This window comes from Pseudomonas sp. 5Vm1k (assembly GCF_056161485.1).
Genome location: NZ_JBSPCZ010000011.1, coordinates 111,500 through 125,828 on the forward strand (window position 1 = coordinate 111,500; position 14,329 = coordinate 125,828).

Below are 14,329 nucleotides of genomic sequence, written 5' to 3' on the forward strand. Positions count from 1 at the left end.
ACTGGCTACTGTTCTTGAAGCGTTCCCTCTGTTATTGCAGAGCCTAAAAACAAAAAAGAGACCGAATCATGAAGTTCGAACCTTTTGCCAAATCGCTGATTGCGACCTCATTGGCGCTCAGTTGCCTCAGTGCTTACGCAGCCTCGGTGGCCCCGGTCGCGGCCGAAAACGGCATGGTGGTCACGGCCCAGCATCTGGCCACCCACGTCGGCGTGGATGAACTGAAGAACGGTGGTAACGCCGTGGATGCCGCGGTTGCGGTTGCTTATGCGCTGGCGGTGGTCTATCCCGCAGCGGGCAACCTGGGCGGCGGTGGTTTCATGACCATTCAACTGGCGGACGGGCGCAAGACCTTCCTCGATTTCCGCGAAAAAGCCCCGCTGGCCGCTACTGCCAACATGTACCTGGACAAGGACGGCAACGTCGTTCCGGACCTGAGCACCCGTGGTCACCTGGCCGTTGGCGTGCCGGGCACCGTGTCCGGCATGGAACTGGCCCTGAGCAAATACGGCACCAAGCCGCGCAAGGAAGTGATCGCCCCGGCAATCAAGTTCGCCGAAGAAGGCTTCGTGCTGGAGCAAGGCGATGTCGATCTGCTGGAAACGGCGACTGACGTGTTCAAGAAAGACATGCGCGACTCCGGTTCGATCTTCCTGAGCAACGGCGAACCGATGCAGGTCGGGCAGAAACTGATCCAAAAAGACCTCGGCAAAACCCTGCGGGAAATCTCCGAGAAGGGCGCCGACGGTTTCTATAAAGGTTGGGTGGCCGACGCCATCGTCACCTCCAGTCAGGCCAACAAGGGCATCATTACCCAGGCCGACCTCGACAAGTACAAGACCCGCGAACTGGCCCCGGTGGAATGCGATTACCGTGGCTACCACGTGGTCTCCGCGCCACCGCCAAGCTCCGGCGGGGTGGTGATCTGCGAGATCATGAACATCCTCGACGGCTACCCGATGAAAGACCTGGGCTACCACTCGGCCCAGGGCATGCACTATCAGATCGAAGCCATGCGCCACGCCTATGTGGACCGTAACAGCTACCTCGGCGACCCGGATTTCGTGAAGAACCCGATCGCCCATCTGCTGGACAAAAACTACGCCACCACACTGCGCACCGCCATCCAGCCGCAAAAGGCTGGTGTGTCCCGCGAGATCAAACCCGGCGTAGCACCGCATGAAGGCAGTAACACCACGCATTTCTCCATCGTCGACAAATGGGGCAACGCGGTCTCGATGACCTACACCCTCAACGACTGGTTCGGTGCCGGGGTCATGGCGAGCAAGACGGGGGTCATTCTCAACGACGAAATGGACGACTTCACCTCGAAAATCGGCGTGCCGAACATGTACGGCCTGGTGCAAGGGGAGGCCAACGCCATCGCGCCCGGCAAGGCACCGCTGTCGTCCATGAGCCCGACCATCGTCACCAAGGACGGCAAAGTGGTGATGGTGGTCGGCACGCCGGGTGGCAGCCGCATCATCACCGCGACGTTGCTGACCATCCTCAACGTGATCGACTACGGCATGAACATCCAGGAAGCGGTGGATGCGCCGCGTTTCCACCAGCAGTGGTTGCCGGAAGAAACCAACCTGGAGACCTTCACCACCAGCCCGGATACGGTGAAGCTGCTCGAAAGTTGGGGGCATAAATTTGCCGGGCCACAGGATGCCAACCATGTGGCGGCGATCCTGGTCGGCGCTCCTTCGCTGGGCGGCAAACCGGTGGGCAAGAACCGCTACTACGGCGCGAATGATCCGCGTCGCAATACCGGGTTGTCGCTCGGTTATTGAGGGTCTTGAACAAGGGGCGGATTTACTTTCCGTCCCTTACTCCTCTGGTTTGCTGACGATGTTATCCGTCTCATCCACCTGATACGGCACATGCGCCTCGACGCCATCCTTGCCGGTACGCGCCACGACATTCTTGTAGCGCTTGCCGTTCCAGCAGCGAAAAATCAGCGTCGCATTCTCGCCCCCCGTCAGCGTCGAACCCAGGCTGCCAATCAACTTGCTGCTGGCACCGCCCACCAGAATGCTGTTCTTGCCCGCCGTCAAAATGCTTTTATCGCCGCCCATCAACGTACAGTCATCACCCGCTGTCAGCTTGCTGCGATCACCCGCCGTGAGGTGGCTGTTGCTGCCCGCCAGCAATTTGCTGCGGTCCCCGGCGATTTGCGTGCTGTCCTTGCCCGCGATCAATTTGCTGCGATCGCCTGCGGTCTGGGTGCTGCCGGCGCCGGCGATGAGCGTGCTGCGATAACCGGCAGTTTGTGAGCTGTCTTTGCCGGCGATCAACATGCTTTTATGCCCGGCGATTTGTGTGCTGTCGGGGCCGGCGATCAGTGAACTACGATAACTGGCGATCTGGTTGCTGCCGTATCCGGCGGTCAACGTGCTTTCGTAACCGGCGGTTTGCGAGCTGCCGTACCCGGCAGTCAATACACTGCGCAACCCGCTGATCAACGTGCTGCCGTATCCCGCCGTGAGGAAGCTGCGAATGCCGCTGGTCAGACTGCTGCCGTAGCCGGCGATCAAGGAACTGTCCTGGCCCGCAGTTTCTGTGCTGCCGTAACCAGCAGTGAGGGTGCTGTTGTGCTGAGCCGTCAGGGTGCTGCCGTAGCCGGCGATCAAAGTACTGTCGTAGCCAGCGGTTTCGGTGCTGCCATAACCGGCGGTGAGGGAGCTGTTGTCCTGGGCGGTGAGGGTGCTGCCGTAGCCTGCCGTCAACGTGCTTGCGTAACCGGCGGTTTGCGTGCTGCCGTAGCCGGCGATCAGCGAGCTTTCATAGCCAGCGGTTTCGGTACTGCCATAACCGGCGGTGAGGGAACTGTTGTCCTGGGCGGTGAGGGTGCTGCCATAACCCGCCGTCAGCGTGCTCTCGTAGCCGGCCGTTTGTGTGCTGCCATAACCGGCGATCAGCGAACTGTCGCAACCGGCGGTTTCGGTGCTGCCATAGCCAGCGGTGAGGACGCTGCTTTCCCGCGCGGTCAGCGTGCTGCCATAACCAGCGGTCAGCGTGCTTTTGTAGCCGGCGGTCTCGGTGCTGCCGTAGCCAGCCGTGAGTGAACTGTGTTCCCGGGCGGTGAGGGTGCTGCCGTAGCCTGCCGTCAGCGTGCTGTCGTGTCCGGCGGTTTGCGTGCTGCCGTAACCGGCGATCACGGAACTGTCGCCACCCGCCGTCGCGGTGCTGCCATAACCCGCGGTCAGGACACTGTTTTCCCTCGCGGTTTGCGTGCTGCCATAGCCTGCGGTCAGGTGGCTTTCATAGCCGGCCGTCTGCGTACTGCCGTAGCCAGCGATCAGCGAGCTTTCATGCCCGGCGGTTTCCGTCGTGCCATATCCCGCCGTGAGGGAACTGCCGTCCTGTGCGGTGAGGGTGCTGCCATACCCGGCTGTCAGGCTGCTGTCATAACCGGCGGTTTGAGTACTGCCGTAACCGGCGATCAACGAACTGTCGCCGCCAGCGGTTTCGGTACTGCCGTAGCCAGCGGTGAGGGAGCTGCTTTCCTGGGCCGTGAGGGTGCTGCCATAGCCAGCGGTGAGGCTGCTTTCATAGCCGGCGGTCTGGGTCGTGCCATAACCGGCAATCAACGAGCTGCCATGTCCGGCGGTTCCAGTGCTGCCGTAGCCTGCCGTGAGGGAACTGCTGTCCTCGGCAGTTTGCGTGCTGCCGTAGCCGGCGGTCAGCGTACTTTCGTAACCGGCGGTTTGCGTGCTGCCGTAACCCGCGATCAGCGAACTGTCGTGCCCGGCTGTGGCGGTGCTGCCGTAGCCTGCCGTCAGTGAGCTGCTTTCCTGCGCGGTCTGGGTAGTGCCATACCCAGCGGTCAAGGTGCTTTCGTGGCCTGCGGTTTGTGTGCTGCCGTATCCGGCGACCAGCGAACTGTCCGCCCCTGCCGTGGCCGTGCTGCCATACCCCGCTGTGAGTGAGCTGCCTTCCTGAGCCGTCTGGGTGCTGCCGTATCCAGCGGTCAGGGTGCTTTCATGGCCGGCGGTTTGTGTGCTGCCGTATCCGGCGATCAACGAACTTTCCGGTCCGGCCGTCCCCGTGCTGCCGTAACCGGCGGTGAGGGCGCTGCTGTCCTGGGCGGTTTGGGTAGTGCCGTAACCGGCGGTCAGTGTGCTGTCTTGTCCCGCCGTTTGCGTACTGCCGTAGCCAGCAGTCAGTGAACTGTCGCTTCCCGCCGTTTCAGTGCTGCCGTAACCGGCAGTGAGGGTGCTGCTGTCCTGCGCAGTTTGGGTACTTGCGTAATCGGCCGTCAGCGTGCTTTTCTGACCGGCGATCTGGGTGCTGCCATATCCGGCGATCAACGCACTATCGTCCCCGGCCATTTCCGTACTGCCGTAGCCGGCGGTCAGTGAACTGCTGTCGGCGGCGGTCAGGGTGCTGCCGTAACCGGCAATCAGAGAACTCTGGCCGCCAGCCGTTTCCGTGCTGCCATAGCCCGCCAGTAAATAGCTTTGATGCCCGCCCGTCAGGGTGCTGCCGTAAACAGCGGTTTCGAATTTTTGCGAGGCGTCGGTTTTAGCGCCAATGCTGGAAGGGCTGTAGCCTTGGGCTCGCCGACTTTCGAACTCTCGGCTGAAAGTTTTATCAGCGCAATCAAGTGGTGTGTCGCTGGGTGTAATGTTTAAACTTTGATAATGCTCAATATGCGTTGCGATGTAGTTGATCGAACTTTCTTGTGTGCCGGTATGAACAACTTGCGCTTCCGGAAATTTGATCATGCCGTCTTCTTCAAGTTTCAAGACGTGATCAGTATGCACTTCACAGACAATCCATTTGGCATCAGCCCGCAAACTCAACTGCGTAGAGCAACCTTCTCCCCACAACAGGCCGACCAGGCCATTCTCGAGGTTTTTGCTGGGCTTCCAGTGCTTGCACACCACCAGGCCGGCTTCCGGCCATACCTGGCCGGCATGGTCCGACATGTCATTGGCGCAAGTGCGCAAGGCCAGGACTTTGTTGTCATTCATATCAAGTGTACTCAATGTATATAACGGCATCAGCGGGGATCAGGATTGTAAGTGCTTATCAAGTTCAAAAAAGAACGATCAGGCGATTACTCTCACGTCACTGGCTGAAATCCATTAATAACCAGCGGCAAGCCGCAAGCCTGTTGTTAAACAGGTCGCAGTCCTGGCGAAACTTCTCGATATCGATGATTTACCCTAAAGCAAACTATCAGTGCTGACCACACTTATTGCTGTTGTTATGTAATTGATATTGCTGGTTACAATAGAACAACAAATTATTGTCATGGCTAATATGGTTTAATGCTTTTTTAATTCAAATTAGCGGCGTTGGGGCGGCTGTCACGCTCTCTGAAAACTCTGGCAGGAAGCGGTTCTATCAGGGAACGATTTACGGCATTATCGACTGCACGCGATCCACGCCCGGCTCCCAATGGGCAGGTTGCGTACCCCTTAATCTGATGGATTACTTTAAGGCCTTCCGCCATGACCACTGCACTGCTGATCATCGACGTCCAACACGCCCTGTGCACCGGCGAATACGAATGCTTTGACATCAAACGCGTCATCGAGAACATCAACAGCCTGAGCGGCAAGGCCCGGGAAACCGGGGTTCCTGTAGTCCTGATCCAGCACGAAGAAAAGGGTGAGCTGTTGCAACACGGCTCCAAAGGCTGGCAGTTGGCCGACAGCCTGGAGACTTCACCGCAAGACCTGCGCGTGCGTAAAACCACCCGGGACTCGTTCTACCAGACCCACCTGCAAGCATTGCTGCAAGACCAGGGCACTGATCGACTGATCATCTGCGGCCTGCAAACCGACTATTGCGTCAACGCCACTGTCCGCCAGGCCCTTAACCTGGGCTATGACGTGGTACTCGCCGCCGACGCGCATTCCACTGTCGACAACGGCAACGTCGCCGCTCAGGACATCATCGCCGAGCACAACGCCGACCTGGCGCACTTGACGGGGCCTGTGGCGCGGATCGACGTTCTGCCGACCGCCGAGATACGCGTTTAAGCCGCGACAGCTTCCAACCCAAAAAACTCCCGTGGCGACTCATGATTGTCGCCTCGCGGCCGATCTTGTGATCGCGCAGTCGCGCGAAACCCGCCTGCTTTCCAGAATCGAATAGTGGACTGATCACAATGACCGGAGTCGTCATGAAACACCTCAAACTCGCCTGCCTGTTACTGGCAACCACTGCGCTGTTCGGCTGCGCGGCCAGCCGCTCGGTGGTGGACATCAATACACCGCCAGCGGCGAATGGCAATGGCCAGAAAGTGGTCATCAGCGTGCTGGACGAACGCCGTTTCGAACTCAAACCCGAAATCCCCGAGACCCCGTCCCTCAAGGAAGGCGAAATCACCGATAAGACCATCACCGAACGCGCCATCGCCCGTAAACGCAATGGCTACGGCAAAGGGCTGGGCGATGTGTTGTTACCTGAAGGCACCAAGCTCAGCGACCTGATTGCCAAGAGCATTGCCGCGGCCTATGGTCAGGCGGGTTATCGGGTTGTGCCGAGCAGCGAAAAAACCGTCGATACCCAAGCGGTAACGGTGCATGTCATCGAATTCTGGTCGTGGATGTCCCCAGGCTTCCTGACGGTCGGCGTGAACAACAAAGTGCACCTGAAAGTAGACACCGGCACCTCGAAGCCACCGGTCGAAATTTTCGGGCAGCACCGCGAAGGTGTGCAGGCCGTGACCGACAACGACTGGAAGGAAAGCACTGAACAAGCGCTGAAAACCGTCACCGACACCATGGCCAAGAATCTGTAAGCCGTGAAGCCAACAAAACGGGCGCCCGTGAGGTGCCCGTTTTTATTTGAGTCTAAAAATACCCCTGAGAGCGCCGATTTCCCGGCTCGCCTGAAGAATGGAATCTGTCCCGTATGCCCAAGTTCTCTCGCTTTATAGCCATAGCTGCCTTTGTGTTGATGTCCGATGTTGCCCTCGCCAGCAGCTTCGACTGCACCAGCGCTACCAGCCCTAGTGAAAAAGCCATCTGCGCTGACGCCTACACCTCGAATCTCGACCAAAAGCTGGGTGAACTGTGGAGCGCCACGCTGCCCAAAGTCGTCGATCCCAAGGCACTGAAGACGGACCAGCGTCAGTGGCTGAAACAGCGCAATCAGTGCTTGGATAACCTCAGTTGTTTGCGGCAGAAGTACCAGATGCGCATCACCGAACTCGGGCACATGACCACGCCGTTCTCGTGGGACGCCACTTGGCAGATGATTGCGTGGGGTGTATCGACCGGTGGCGAGTTGAAGACCAAGCGTAAGGACTCGACTCACATAACGTTCGACGTCTTGGGGGCGAGTGGCGCCAACATGGGCAATCTGGACGGTATCGCCACGCTCAACGGTACGACGGCGCATTACTCCGAGGGCGATTGCGCGCTGACCTTCATCGCCATGAACGGCGTGCTCGATATCAATCAGGAGGGCAGTGATGCCGATTGCGGGGCGGGGATGGGCGTATTTTATGCCGGACGGTACGTGGCATCGGAACAATCCCTGGCGGCGGAAAACGACTTGCTCAGCGTAGGATTAGTGCGTACTCGGCAGGAAGACGACGTGCTGCACAACTTGCTCAAGGACGACTACCAACGGTTGGTCGAGAGCAGCAGTTCGCGGACCATTGGCGATGCATCCAGCGATGTGCAAGGCGCTGAAGTCGATGAAATGTGGGTGCGCGGGCTCGGCGGTATCAACGCTTCCATTTTCATGCACACCACAGACTCGCGCTTCTGGCTGGTGCTGATAGTCAGCGACTCGCGGGGCAACCTCCGGGCCCGTTACTACACCAATGTCCCGAGCTGGAAAGGGCGCCTGCCCGAAACCCTCAAGCGTTGGTATGACAAACGAGCGGCGGCCGGGTCTTTGCCGCTGGACCTGATGCCTTAGCCGGTTGATTGGTATCAATGGCGTGACCGAGATGGGATTTTGTTCGGTTTTTGCCGCGTTTAAACATGTTTTTGAGTGAGTGTTTAAGGACACCCGGTGTTACGTCATAAACGGCTACAACGCCTTGCGCCTTTACCTACGCGTACGCCAGAATCCGCTGGCTTGTGCGCTTTGACCCCGGCCTCTATCGTTTACCTGCCACTGCTCATCAGTGGTCGGGTTTAGTAGCCCGGTGGTTATTAGTAAGGTGCATGAGCGCCATTCAGTCAGGTCATTCTATGCCTGCACTTGATGGTGGTTGTGCGCAGGGCGCCCTCGGGCGCGCCGGGCTTGCTGATTCCACCGGTCTACTAACCTGCGTACAGCCGCCACCCTTCTTTTAGTAGAGAACGGTTGCGGCCCCAATTTTGGAATCTGATCTATGTTCAAAGTAACGCCGAATCCCCCGCATACACGTCCAGTACCCTACGACGCGTCTCTCGATCTTGACCCCAAGAAAATGAAAGAGGCCGCCGACCGCGCACTCAACTTCTACCTGAACCCCGGGGCGACGAAAACGCAGATACCGCCCCGCAGCCCCAACACCATCTTCACCATCGAAGCGGCGGTGGATGACGAAGCGTTGCTGGTCCAGGCCTACGACTCGTTTTCATTGGCCAGCGTCATGGCCAGCGATTTCGCCGAGCAGATGGAAGGCCCGCAACGCAAGAGGATGCTGCTGTTGTTGCAGGTGATCACAATGGGTGAGCTAGCGGTCAATCGCGTACTGGATAACCACAAACCTGGGTAGCAGCCAGGTACTGTAGGAGCGAAGCTTGCTCGCGAAGGCGTCTCGCCTGACACACCGCGTTATCGTTCTTCGCGAGCAAGCTTTGCTCCTACCGTTAACGCGTCAGGTCTGACATATCGCGTTATCGTTCTTCGCGGGCAAGCCTCGCTCCTACACACACACACAACCAAATCAGGCCCAGGAGCGACGCTCACCTGTGGCGAGGGGGCTTGCCCTCGTTGGGCTGCGCAGCAGCCCCCCAAAAACTCAAGTAGCAAACAACAACCCCCCAATCGCCCCGACCCGCTCCGGCACCACACCCCCCAACACCAACCGGGTAATCGTCGCCGCTGCTTGCTGATAATCCCCATCCTGCGGCACCTGCCGCCCAGTGATATGCGCCATCTGCCAGCCCAGATTGGTATAGGTGCGCGTGGCCGACCAGATAAACAGCATCAAATGTTCCGGATCCACCGGCGCCAACAACCCGCGCTCGATCCAGCTGCGCAGGCAGTCGACATTGCGCTGCGCCTCGGCATACAACAAATCCCGACACTCCTCAGGCAACTGCCGTCCCCCCAGCAGCAGTTCACCACTGAACACCTTGGCGATATGCGGATGCTCGCGCGCGATGCGGATTCGCGCCGCGATGTAGGCCTGCAATCCCACCACCGGATCATCGCTCTCGCGCAACACCGCCGACGCCTCCAGCAACGGCTCGACAAACCCGAGCAGCACCTTGGCGTAGAGGTTTTCCTTGCTCTGAAAGTAGTAATACAGATTCGCCTTCGGCACCCCCGCGCGCGCCGCGATGTCCCGGGTCTGGGTGGCGTCGAAACCTTTGGCGGCAAACTCTTCGCTGGCGGCGACCAGGATCAGGTGCTGATTGCGTTGACGAATACTGGTCATGGGGACGGAACGAAGGAGGAGGGCATAGGGGCGTCTTGAAAAATCGGTTTCGTAATATACAAAACTATACAGCGAATGAGCCAGACGCGAATCGTCAGATTGCAGGGGCGGTTGCTCAAATCAAAAGGGCAGGCCGGCAACCGTGTCCTAAACTGAATGGGGCTTCGGCCCTGCATAGTCAAACGCCGACAGATGCACCATCCAACTGGAGGCATTCCCATGAAAATTGTCGTCATCGGCGGAACTGGCCTGATTGGCACCCAGCTCTGCAATAACCTTCGCCAGCGCGGACACGACGTCCTCGTCGGCTCACCCAGCACCGGCATCAACGCCCTGACCGGCGAAGGCCTCGACGCAGCGCTGAACGGCGCCGAAGTGGTGGTCGACGTCGCAAACTCGCCGTCATTCGAAGACGCCGCCGTGCTGGAATTCTTCGAAACCTCCGGCCGCAACCTGTTCGCCGCCGAGAAAGCCGCCGGCGTGAAACACCACGTGGCCCTGTCCGTCGTCGGCACGGAACGCATGCTCGACAGCGGTTACTTCCGCGCCAAAATGGCCCAGGAAAAACTGATCAAGGATTCGGGCATTCCCTACTCGATCCTGCGGGCCACGCAATTCTTTGAGTTCATCGGCGCCATCGCCCAATCCGGCGAGCAGGGCAACAGCACGCGTTTGCCCGCAGCCGACCTGCAACCGATCGCTTCGGCCGACGTTGCGGCGGCACTGGCCGACATTGCCGAGCAATCACCGACGAACCAGACGCAAGAAGTGGCCGGGCCTGATCGGCTGCCGATCGCCTCGTTCGTCCAAACCTATCTGAAACACAACGATGATCCGCGAGAGGTGATTTCGGACGCCGAAGCCACCTATTTCGGCGCGCCCATCGACGACCGGTCACTGACCCCCGGCGCCAATCCGATCATTGGCGCGACTCACTTTGAAACATGGCTCAAAGGCAATTAGCGGATAGGTATATGGCGGTCGCCCGTACGGGATCGCCACCGATCCGCTGTTGGCCAATCAGATGAGGAAACCCTCATGCACCTCCATTCTTTCTTCGCCTCACTGCCGTTGTTGTGCACCGGACTGGCAATGGCTGCCCCCGAGCCACCGGTCGTCAAACCCGTGATGGAACAGGCGCTGCCCGACTACCCCGGCAAAGAAGTGCTGATGATCACCGTCGAATACCCGCCCGGCGGCGCGGACCCAGTGCATCGCCACGACGCGCATGGCTTCATCTACGTGCTCGAAGGCTCCATCGTCATGGGCGTGAAGGGCGGCAAGGAGGTCACGTTGACGCCGGGACAGAGTTTCCATGAAGGGCCGGACGACGTGCACACAGTGGGACGCATGCCAGCCAGGACAAACCCGCGAAGTTTTTGGTGTTTCTGCTGAAGGAGACGGGGAAACCGGCGGTGATTCCGGTGGAATGACTGCAAGCACTGCGGGCCAAGGAGAGGGTGCCAAAATGGACAGCCCCGAATGTTGGCAATTTATTCGCGGCTGCTTCCCCATACTTGCTTCACGGCCGTCAGTGCGACGTTTGTTTTTCCTGCTTTGAATGCCTGATACTGCGCTTCGGTCCCGAAGAAGACCTCGCCTGCCGTTTTTGGTCCGATTCCCGGTACAACCAATGAGCCGGAGTGTTGCCAGAGAGTCCAGGGATTGCTGCCACCGTACTTCATGTTGGCTTTTCCCCAGTAACCTAGCCATACCATGTACTTGTTGAAGCGATCATCAAGAAATGTCGACAAGTTGTTGTGGTTTCCATAAAACAGCGGGGTTTTTCCATAATGCTCCTGAATCAGGGCCGCCAGTGTGAGCATGCCCTCTTTGGCATTCGTCATCCCGGATTGATTGAGGCACTCCAGTTGCTTTTCGTCCTCGCCTTGAGGGTTAACGAGTAATATCGCGACCGGTAGCATCGAAGTATCTTGAGCAAGAAGAGATGCCGTTCTTTCGAATTGTTCTTCCGGTGTGCGACAGAAGTCGTACTTTAGGTACGCTCCATAATCAACATCCCCCTCTTTAATTTTTTCAAAATTAACTTCAAAAGAGGAGTCGACACCTCGCCAACCGAACGCTCTTGCATAAACAAATTTAGGCTTTTCTTCGCCGCCGATAAAGTTCACCCAATCAATTTTCCCATCAGCAGATGAGATGTCATATCCATGAATTGGATAGACATCGGGTGTCTTGAAGATCTTGATATCCGGGCGCCCTGGAATACTACTGACCGGGCCTATCGGAAATTCAGTCTTGGGTTCTAAGTCCAGGACGATCTTCTTGGGTATCGGTGGCAGATTAAACCGAGATGTTGTCGCGACCCTTGGATTTATCCCGAAGCTGGCGGGAGTGAAACCGGTGTAGCGTCCGGCCGAGGCTATCAGGACAGTCTCATTAGGCACAGGCTGTCGAACCAGTTCTCCACTTGTATTCGACCATTGATAGTCAGAGATGCTAGGAGCGTTTGGAGGCGTGGAGTTGAAGGTTATTGTCGATGTCTTAAAAAGCACGTCGAAAGGAGTGCTCAGGCTGGCATGTCCGTCACCGTCAGAGAGGAAGAAGAAGCCACCGCGCGCGTAATTCTTTTGAGCCGGCCCGAACCACGGCTCGCTGATTTGCAGATTTTTCCCTTCTTTTTTAAGGTCGTTGTTTACATTTTCAAAGACTCTGGTCAGATAACTGGCGAGCATCATAGTGCGCGTATAGCCGGTACGAACAGTTTCCCCTTCCCCCGTCTGACGCATGTATGAGCCACTCTTGTCTACGTCCGCATCGCCACGAGTCACGCCGGTGATGATGTTGTCGAAGAAAACACTTCCGCGGGTAGAGGTTAAGGAAAATACTTCGTTAGTTTCGTCGCCGGCCGTTATTGCATAAGAGCCTGGTTTAGTGAAAGCGTCAGCGTTACCTCCGGCACTCCCGATGGTGAATACGCCACCGCCGAAACATGCATTCACAAGCGTTAGGACGTGGAAATACTTTTTAGAGAGAAGGTCGAGGTTGTCAGTAAGTCTGGACATCGCATACATGCCATCAGGTTTTTCGTAATCCTTGGCATTACTGAGCACAAATGCAGCCTGAACGTCAGAGGTCGGGCTTCTACCGTGCCCGCTGTAAGCTATGAGCAATCTCGCCTTTTTATTGAAGTAGTTTGCCCGGTTGGGCAGGTAGTCTTCCAGAAAGTAGGTAAGGTTTTCCTGATTTGCATTTTCGTCGGCGAGCAGTATTACCTCATCAAACTTTTGCGATGCGACGAGGAACTGAACCATCTTTTGTCCATCAGTCGCCGCTGCGGGAAGATTGACGCCCTCCATGTTGGGGTATTTGGATATAGCAATTACTAAACCGATTGCTCGCGTCTGAGAGGATTTATCAATCCTGAGAGCATCCGCTATTCTTGGCTCTAATTTTTTATTTTCATTTTTTTCGTAATAAACAAAAAGGTCACAATATTTGTCCTCGACGATGGCGCCATTCGGGCATCCTGCTTCCGCTATGGATGCTCTAAATAATATTAAGCAACAAATGCCGAAACGCCCGAGTATTGCTCTGCGCAACGTCTGACCTCTGATCTCCATGTAATCAGAACTCCTCTACCCCCAGCTTCGTGTAGAAATCCGATGGCTTGCCTTTATAGGTATTCGCATCGAACTTCTTGTCATACCCAAGCGACAGTGCTGCGGAGTCGGTGAACTGCCATAGCGCCCATTCACGTTTGTTTATCGTACGAGGGTTTTCGTTCGCCTGCGATGAGTTGGAATAGTCAGCAATCCACAGTAAGTGGTCATCGAGGGCGGCAAAGCTGGCTTCTGATCCCATTCTTGCTGTCCACCATGATCGAGCGGTGTAGATCATGGGTTTCCTGCCGAGGTCTGCCTCCACCTGTTTCGAGAACGCCTTGACCATTGCCATTATTTGCGCGGGTTTTCGGTTCGCCCAGCGGTCTGGCCCATCTGGGTTCGCCTTGTCCCACTCAACATCGACGACGGGAGGCATGTCAGTGGTTTTCAACCCACCATTGGCCTTTATCACCTTCACGAAGGTCTTGGCCTGAGCTATACCATAGGCTTGTGCATCATCCGATGCGTTCCCACTGGACAAGAAGTGGTAAGCGCCACGGTGAAGCTTGATCCCTTTATCGACCTGTCCCGCTCGTTTCCAGAAAGTCGAAAACAACGGGTCTAGGTATCCCGTCCCCTGACTGGACTTCATGTAGACGAACAACGACTTATTGTTGTTCAGTTGGTCGATCGGGAATTTATCCCCGTTGTGATGGCTGATGTCGATCCCGAAAAGCGAGTCTTTACGCTCCGCCTTAAGAGCCTCATCGTAATCTACATCGTGGGGGAACTTGAACGAACGTTTAAGCGCAAAGGAATCGTACTCATTTTTTCTCACGGGATCGGTTAGAAGAATTTCCTTGAACAGGTCCTGTCGTGAAAGGTCATCAGTTAGCTCGGTTAGCCCAAGACTTTTAGCATCTGGTAATTCCGCCTCACTGGCATATGCCGTGTTACTGCTGAAGAGTGCAGTTGTCAGGATGAACGCGCTAAGTAAATTAGAAGGGATTTCCATTTGCTCGCCTCGTTAGTGCTGGGTAAGTTGTTAAACTAATGAAACACTGCGCACAGAAAACCAAACTTCTAAAAAATCAAAACGCGCTTTCAAAGTGCATTAAAGCACAGTGAGGCGGCGCTGCATTTTGTAAGCGAAAAATTTTGGAATAGCGTTAATTCCAGCGCTGCATATGTC

Annotated in this window: 11 protein-coding genes; 7 read left to right on the plus strand and 4 right to left on the minus strand. The window is 56.8% G+C overall.

Features of this window, described 5'->3' with window-relative positions; translation table 11 throughout:
- Positions 1 to 68 precede the first annotated feature (68 nt).
- A complete protein-coding gene (gene ggt, locus ACWIKB_RS21480; RefSeq protein ID WP_475269257.1) occupies positions 69 to 1,796 on the plus strand; it encodes a gamma-glutamyltransferase in 1,728 nt (575 codons plus the stop codon).
- Between the two features lie 36 nt (positions 1,797 to 1,832).
- Here the strand turns inward: ggt and ACWIKB_RS21485 are convergent, their stop codons facing one another.
- Positions 1,833 to 4,658, minus strand: coding sequence for a beta strand repeat-containing protein (locus ACWIKB_RS21485; RefSeq protein WP_475269393.1), 2,826 nt, complete (start codon positions 4,656 to 4,658; stop codon positions 1,833 to 1,835).
- 807 nt (positions 4,659 to 5,465) lie between these two features.
- Between ACWIKB_RS21485 and ACWIKB_RS21490 the strand changes: the two genes are divergently transcribed.
- The 4 genes from ACWIKB_RS21490 to ACWIKB_RS21505 all read left to right on the plus strand — a co-directional run bounded on the left by ACWIKB_RS21490 (position 5,466) and on the right by ACWIKB_RS21505 (position 8,683).
- Positions 5,466 to 5,999: a cysteine hydrolase family protein gene (locus ACWIKB_RS21490; RefSeq protein ID WP_475269258.1), complete on the plus strand. Its 534-nt coding sequence runs from the start codon at positions 5,466 to 5,468 to the stop codon at positions 5,997 to 5,999.
- Positions 6,000 to 6,142: 143 nt separating this feature from the next.
- The gene (locus tag ACWIKB_RS21495) at positions 6,143 to 6,763 is read left to right on the plus strand and encodes a YajG family lipoprotein (protein WP_475269259.1); all 621 of its coding nucleotides are present in this window, start codon (positions 6,143 to 6,145) and stop codon (positions 6,761 to 6,763) included.
- A 113-nt stretch (positions 6,764 to 6,876) separates the two neighbouring features.
- A complete protein-coding gene (locus ACWIKB_RS21500; protein WP_475269260.1) occupies positions 6,877 to 7,893 on the plus strand; it encodes a lysozyme inhibitor LprI family protein in 1,017 nt (338 codons plus the stop codon).
- 421 nt (positions 7,894 to 8,314) lie between these two features.
- Positions 8,315 to 8,683, plus strand: coding sequence for a DUF6124 family protein (locus ACWIKB_RS21505; protein ID WP_054053597.1), 369 nt, complete (start codon positions 8,315 to 8,317; stop codon positions 8,681 to 8,683).
- Between the two features lie 246 nt (positions 8,684 to 8,929).
- Here ACWIKB_RS21505 and ACWIKB_RS21510 read toward each other — a convergent pair whose 3' ends face one another.
- Positions 8,930 to 9,571, minus strand: coding sequence for a TetR family transcriptional regulator C-terminal domain-containing protein (locus tag ACWIKB_RS21510; protein WP_475269261.1), 642 nt, complete (start codon positions 9,569 to 9,571; stop codon positions 8,930 to 8,932).
- Positions 9,572 to 9,790: 219 nt separating this feature from the next.
- Between ACWIKB_RS21510 and ACWIKB_RS21515 the strand changes: the two genes are divergently transcribed.
- Both ACWIKB_RS21515 and ACWIKB_RS21520 read left to right on the plus strand, forming a co-directional pair.
- Positions 9,791 to 10,534: an SDR family oxidoreductase gene (locus tag ACWIKB_RS21515; RefSeq protein ID WP_475269262.1), complete on the plus strand. Its 744-nt coding sequence runs from the start codon at positions 9,791 to 9,793 to the stop codon at positions 10,532 to 10,534.
- A 75-nt stretch (positions 10,535 to 10,609) separates the two neighbouring features.
- Positions 10,610 to 10,966 (plus strand): cupin domain-containing protein, encoded by a 357-nt coding sequence (locus ACWIKB_RS21520; protein ID WP_475269263.1) that lies wholly within the window; start codon positions 10,610 to 10,612, stop codon positions 10,964 to 10,966.
- Positions 10,967 to 11,064: 98 nt separating this feature from the next.
- Here ACWIKB_RS21520 and ACWIKB_RS21525 read toward each other — a convergent pair whose 3' ends face one another.
- On the minus strand, positions 11,065 to 13,155 hold the full coding sequence (locus ACWIKB_RS21525) for a GH25 family lysozyme (protein WP_475269264.1): 2,091 nt from the start codon (positions 13,153 to 13,155) through the stop codon (positions 11,065 to 11,067).
- A gap of 4 nt (positions 13,156 to 13,159) precedes the next feature.
- A complete protein-coding gene (locus tag ACWIKB_RS21530; RefSeq protein WP_475269265.1) occupies positions 13,160 to 14,152 on the minus strand; it encodes a glycoside hydrolase family 25 protein in 993 nt (330 codons plus the stop codon).
- Positions 14,153 to 14,329: the final 177 nt, after the last annotated feature.

Coding starts and splice junctions, on each gene's coding strand:
- ggt (WP_475269257.1), top strand. CDS start 69: ATGAAGTTCGAACCTTTTGCCAAATCGCTGATTGCGACCTCATTGGCG.
- ACWIKB_RS21490 (WP_475269258.1), top strand. CDS start 5,466: ATGACCACTGCACTGCTGATCATCGACGTCCAACACGCCCTGTGCACC.
- ACWIKB_RS21495 (WP_475269259.1), top strand. CDS start 6,143: ATGAAACACCTCAAACTCGCCTGCCTGTTACTGGCAACCACTGCGCTG.
- ACWIKB_RS21500 (WP_475269260.1), top strand. CDS start 6,877: ATGCCCAAGTTCTCTCGCTTTATAGCCATAGCTGCCTTTGTGTTGATG.
- ACWIKB_RS21505 (WP_054053597.1), top strand. CDS start 8,315: ATGTTCAAAGTAACGCCGAATCCCCCGCATACACGTCCAGTACCCTAC.
- ACWIKB_RS21510 (WP_475269261.1), bottom strand. CDS start 9,571: ATGACCAGTATTCGTCAACGCAATCAGCACCTGATCCTGGTCGCCGCC.
- ACWIKB_RS21515 (WP_475269262.1), top strand. CDS start 9,791: ATGAAAATTGTCGTCATCGGCGGAACTGGCCTGATTGGCACCCAGCTC.
- ACWIKB_RS21520 (WP_475269263.1), top strand. CDS start 10,610: ATGCACCTCCATTCTTTCTTCGCCTCACTGCCGTTGTTGTGCACCGGA.
- ACWIKB_RS21525 (WP_475269264.1), bottom strand. CDS start 13,155: ATGGAGATCAGAGGTCAGACGTTGCGCAGAGCAATACTCGGGCGTTTC.
- ACWIKB_RS21530 (WP_475269265.1), bottom strand. CDS start 14,152: ATGGAAATCCCTTCTAATTTACTTAGCGCGTTCATCCTGACAACTGCA.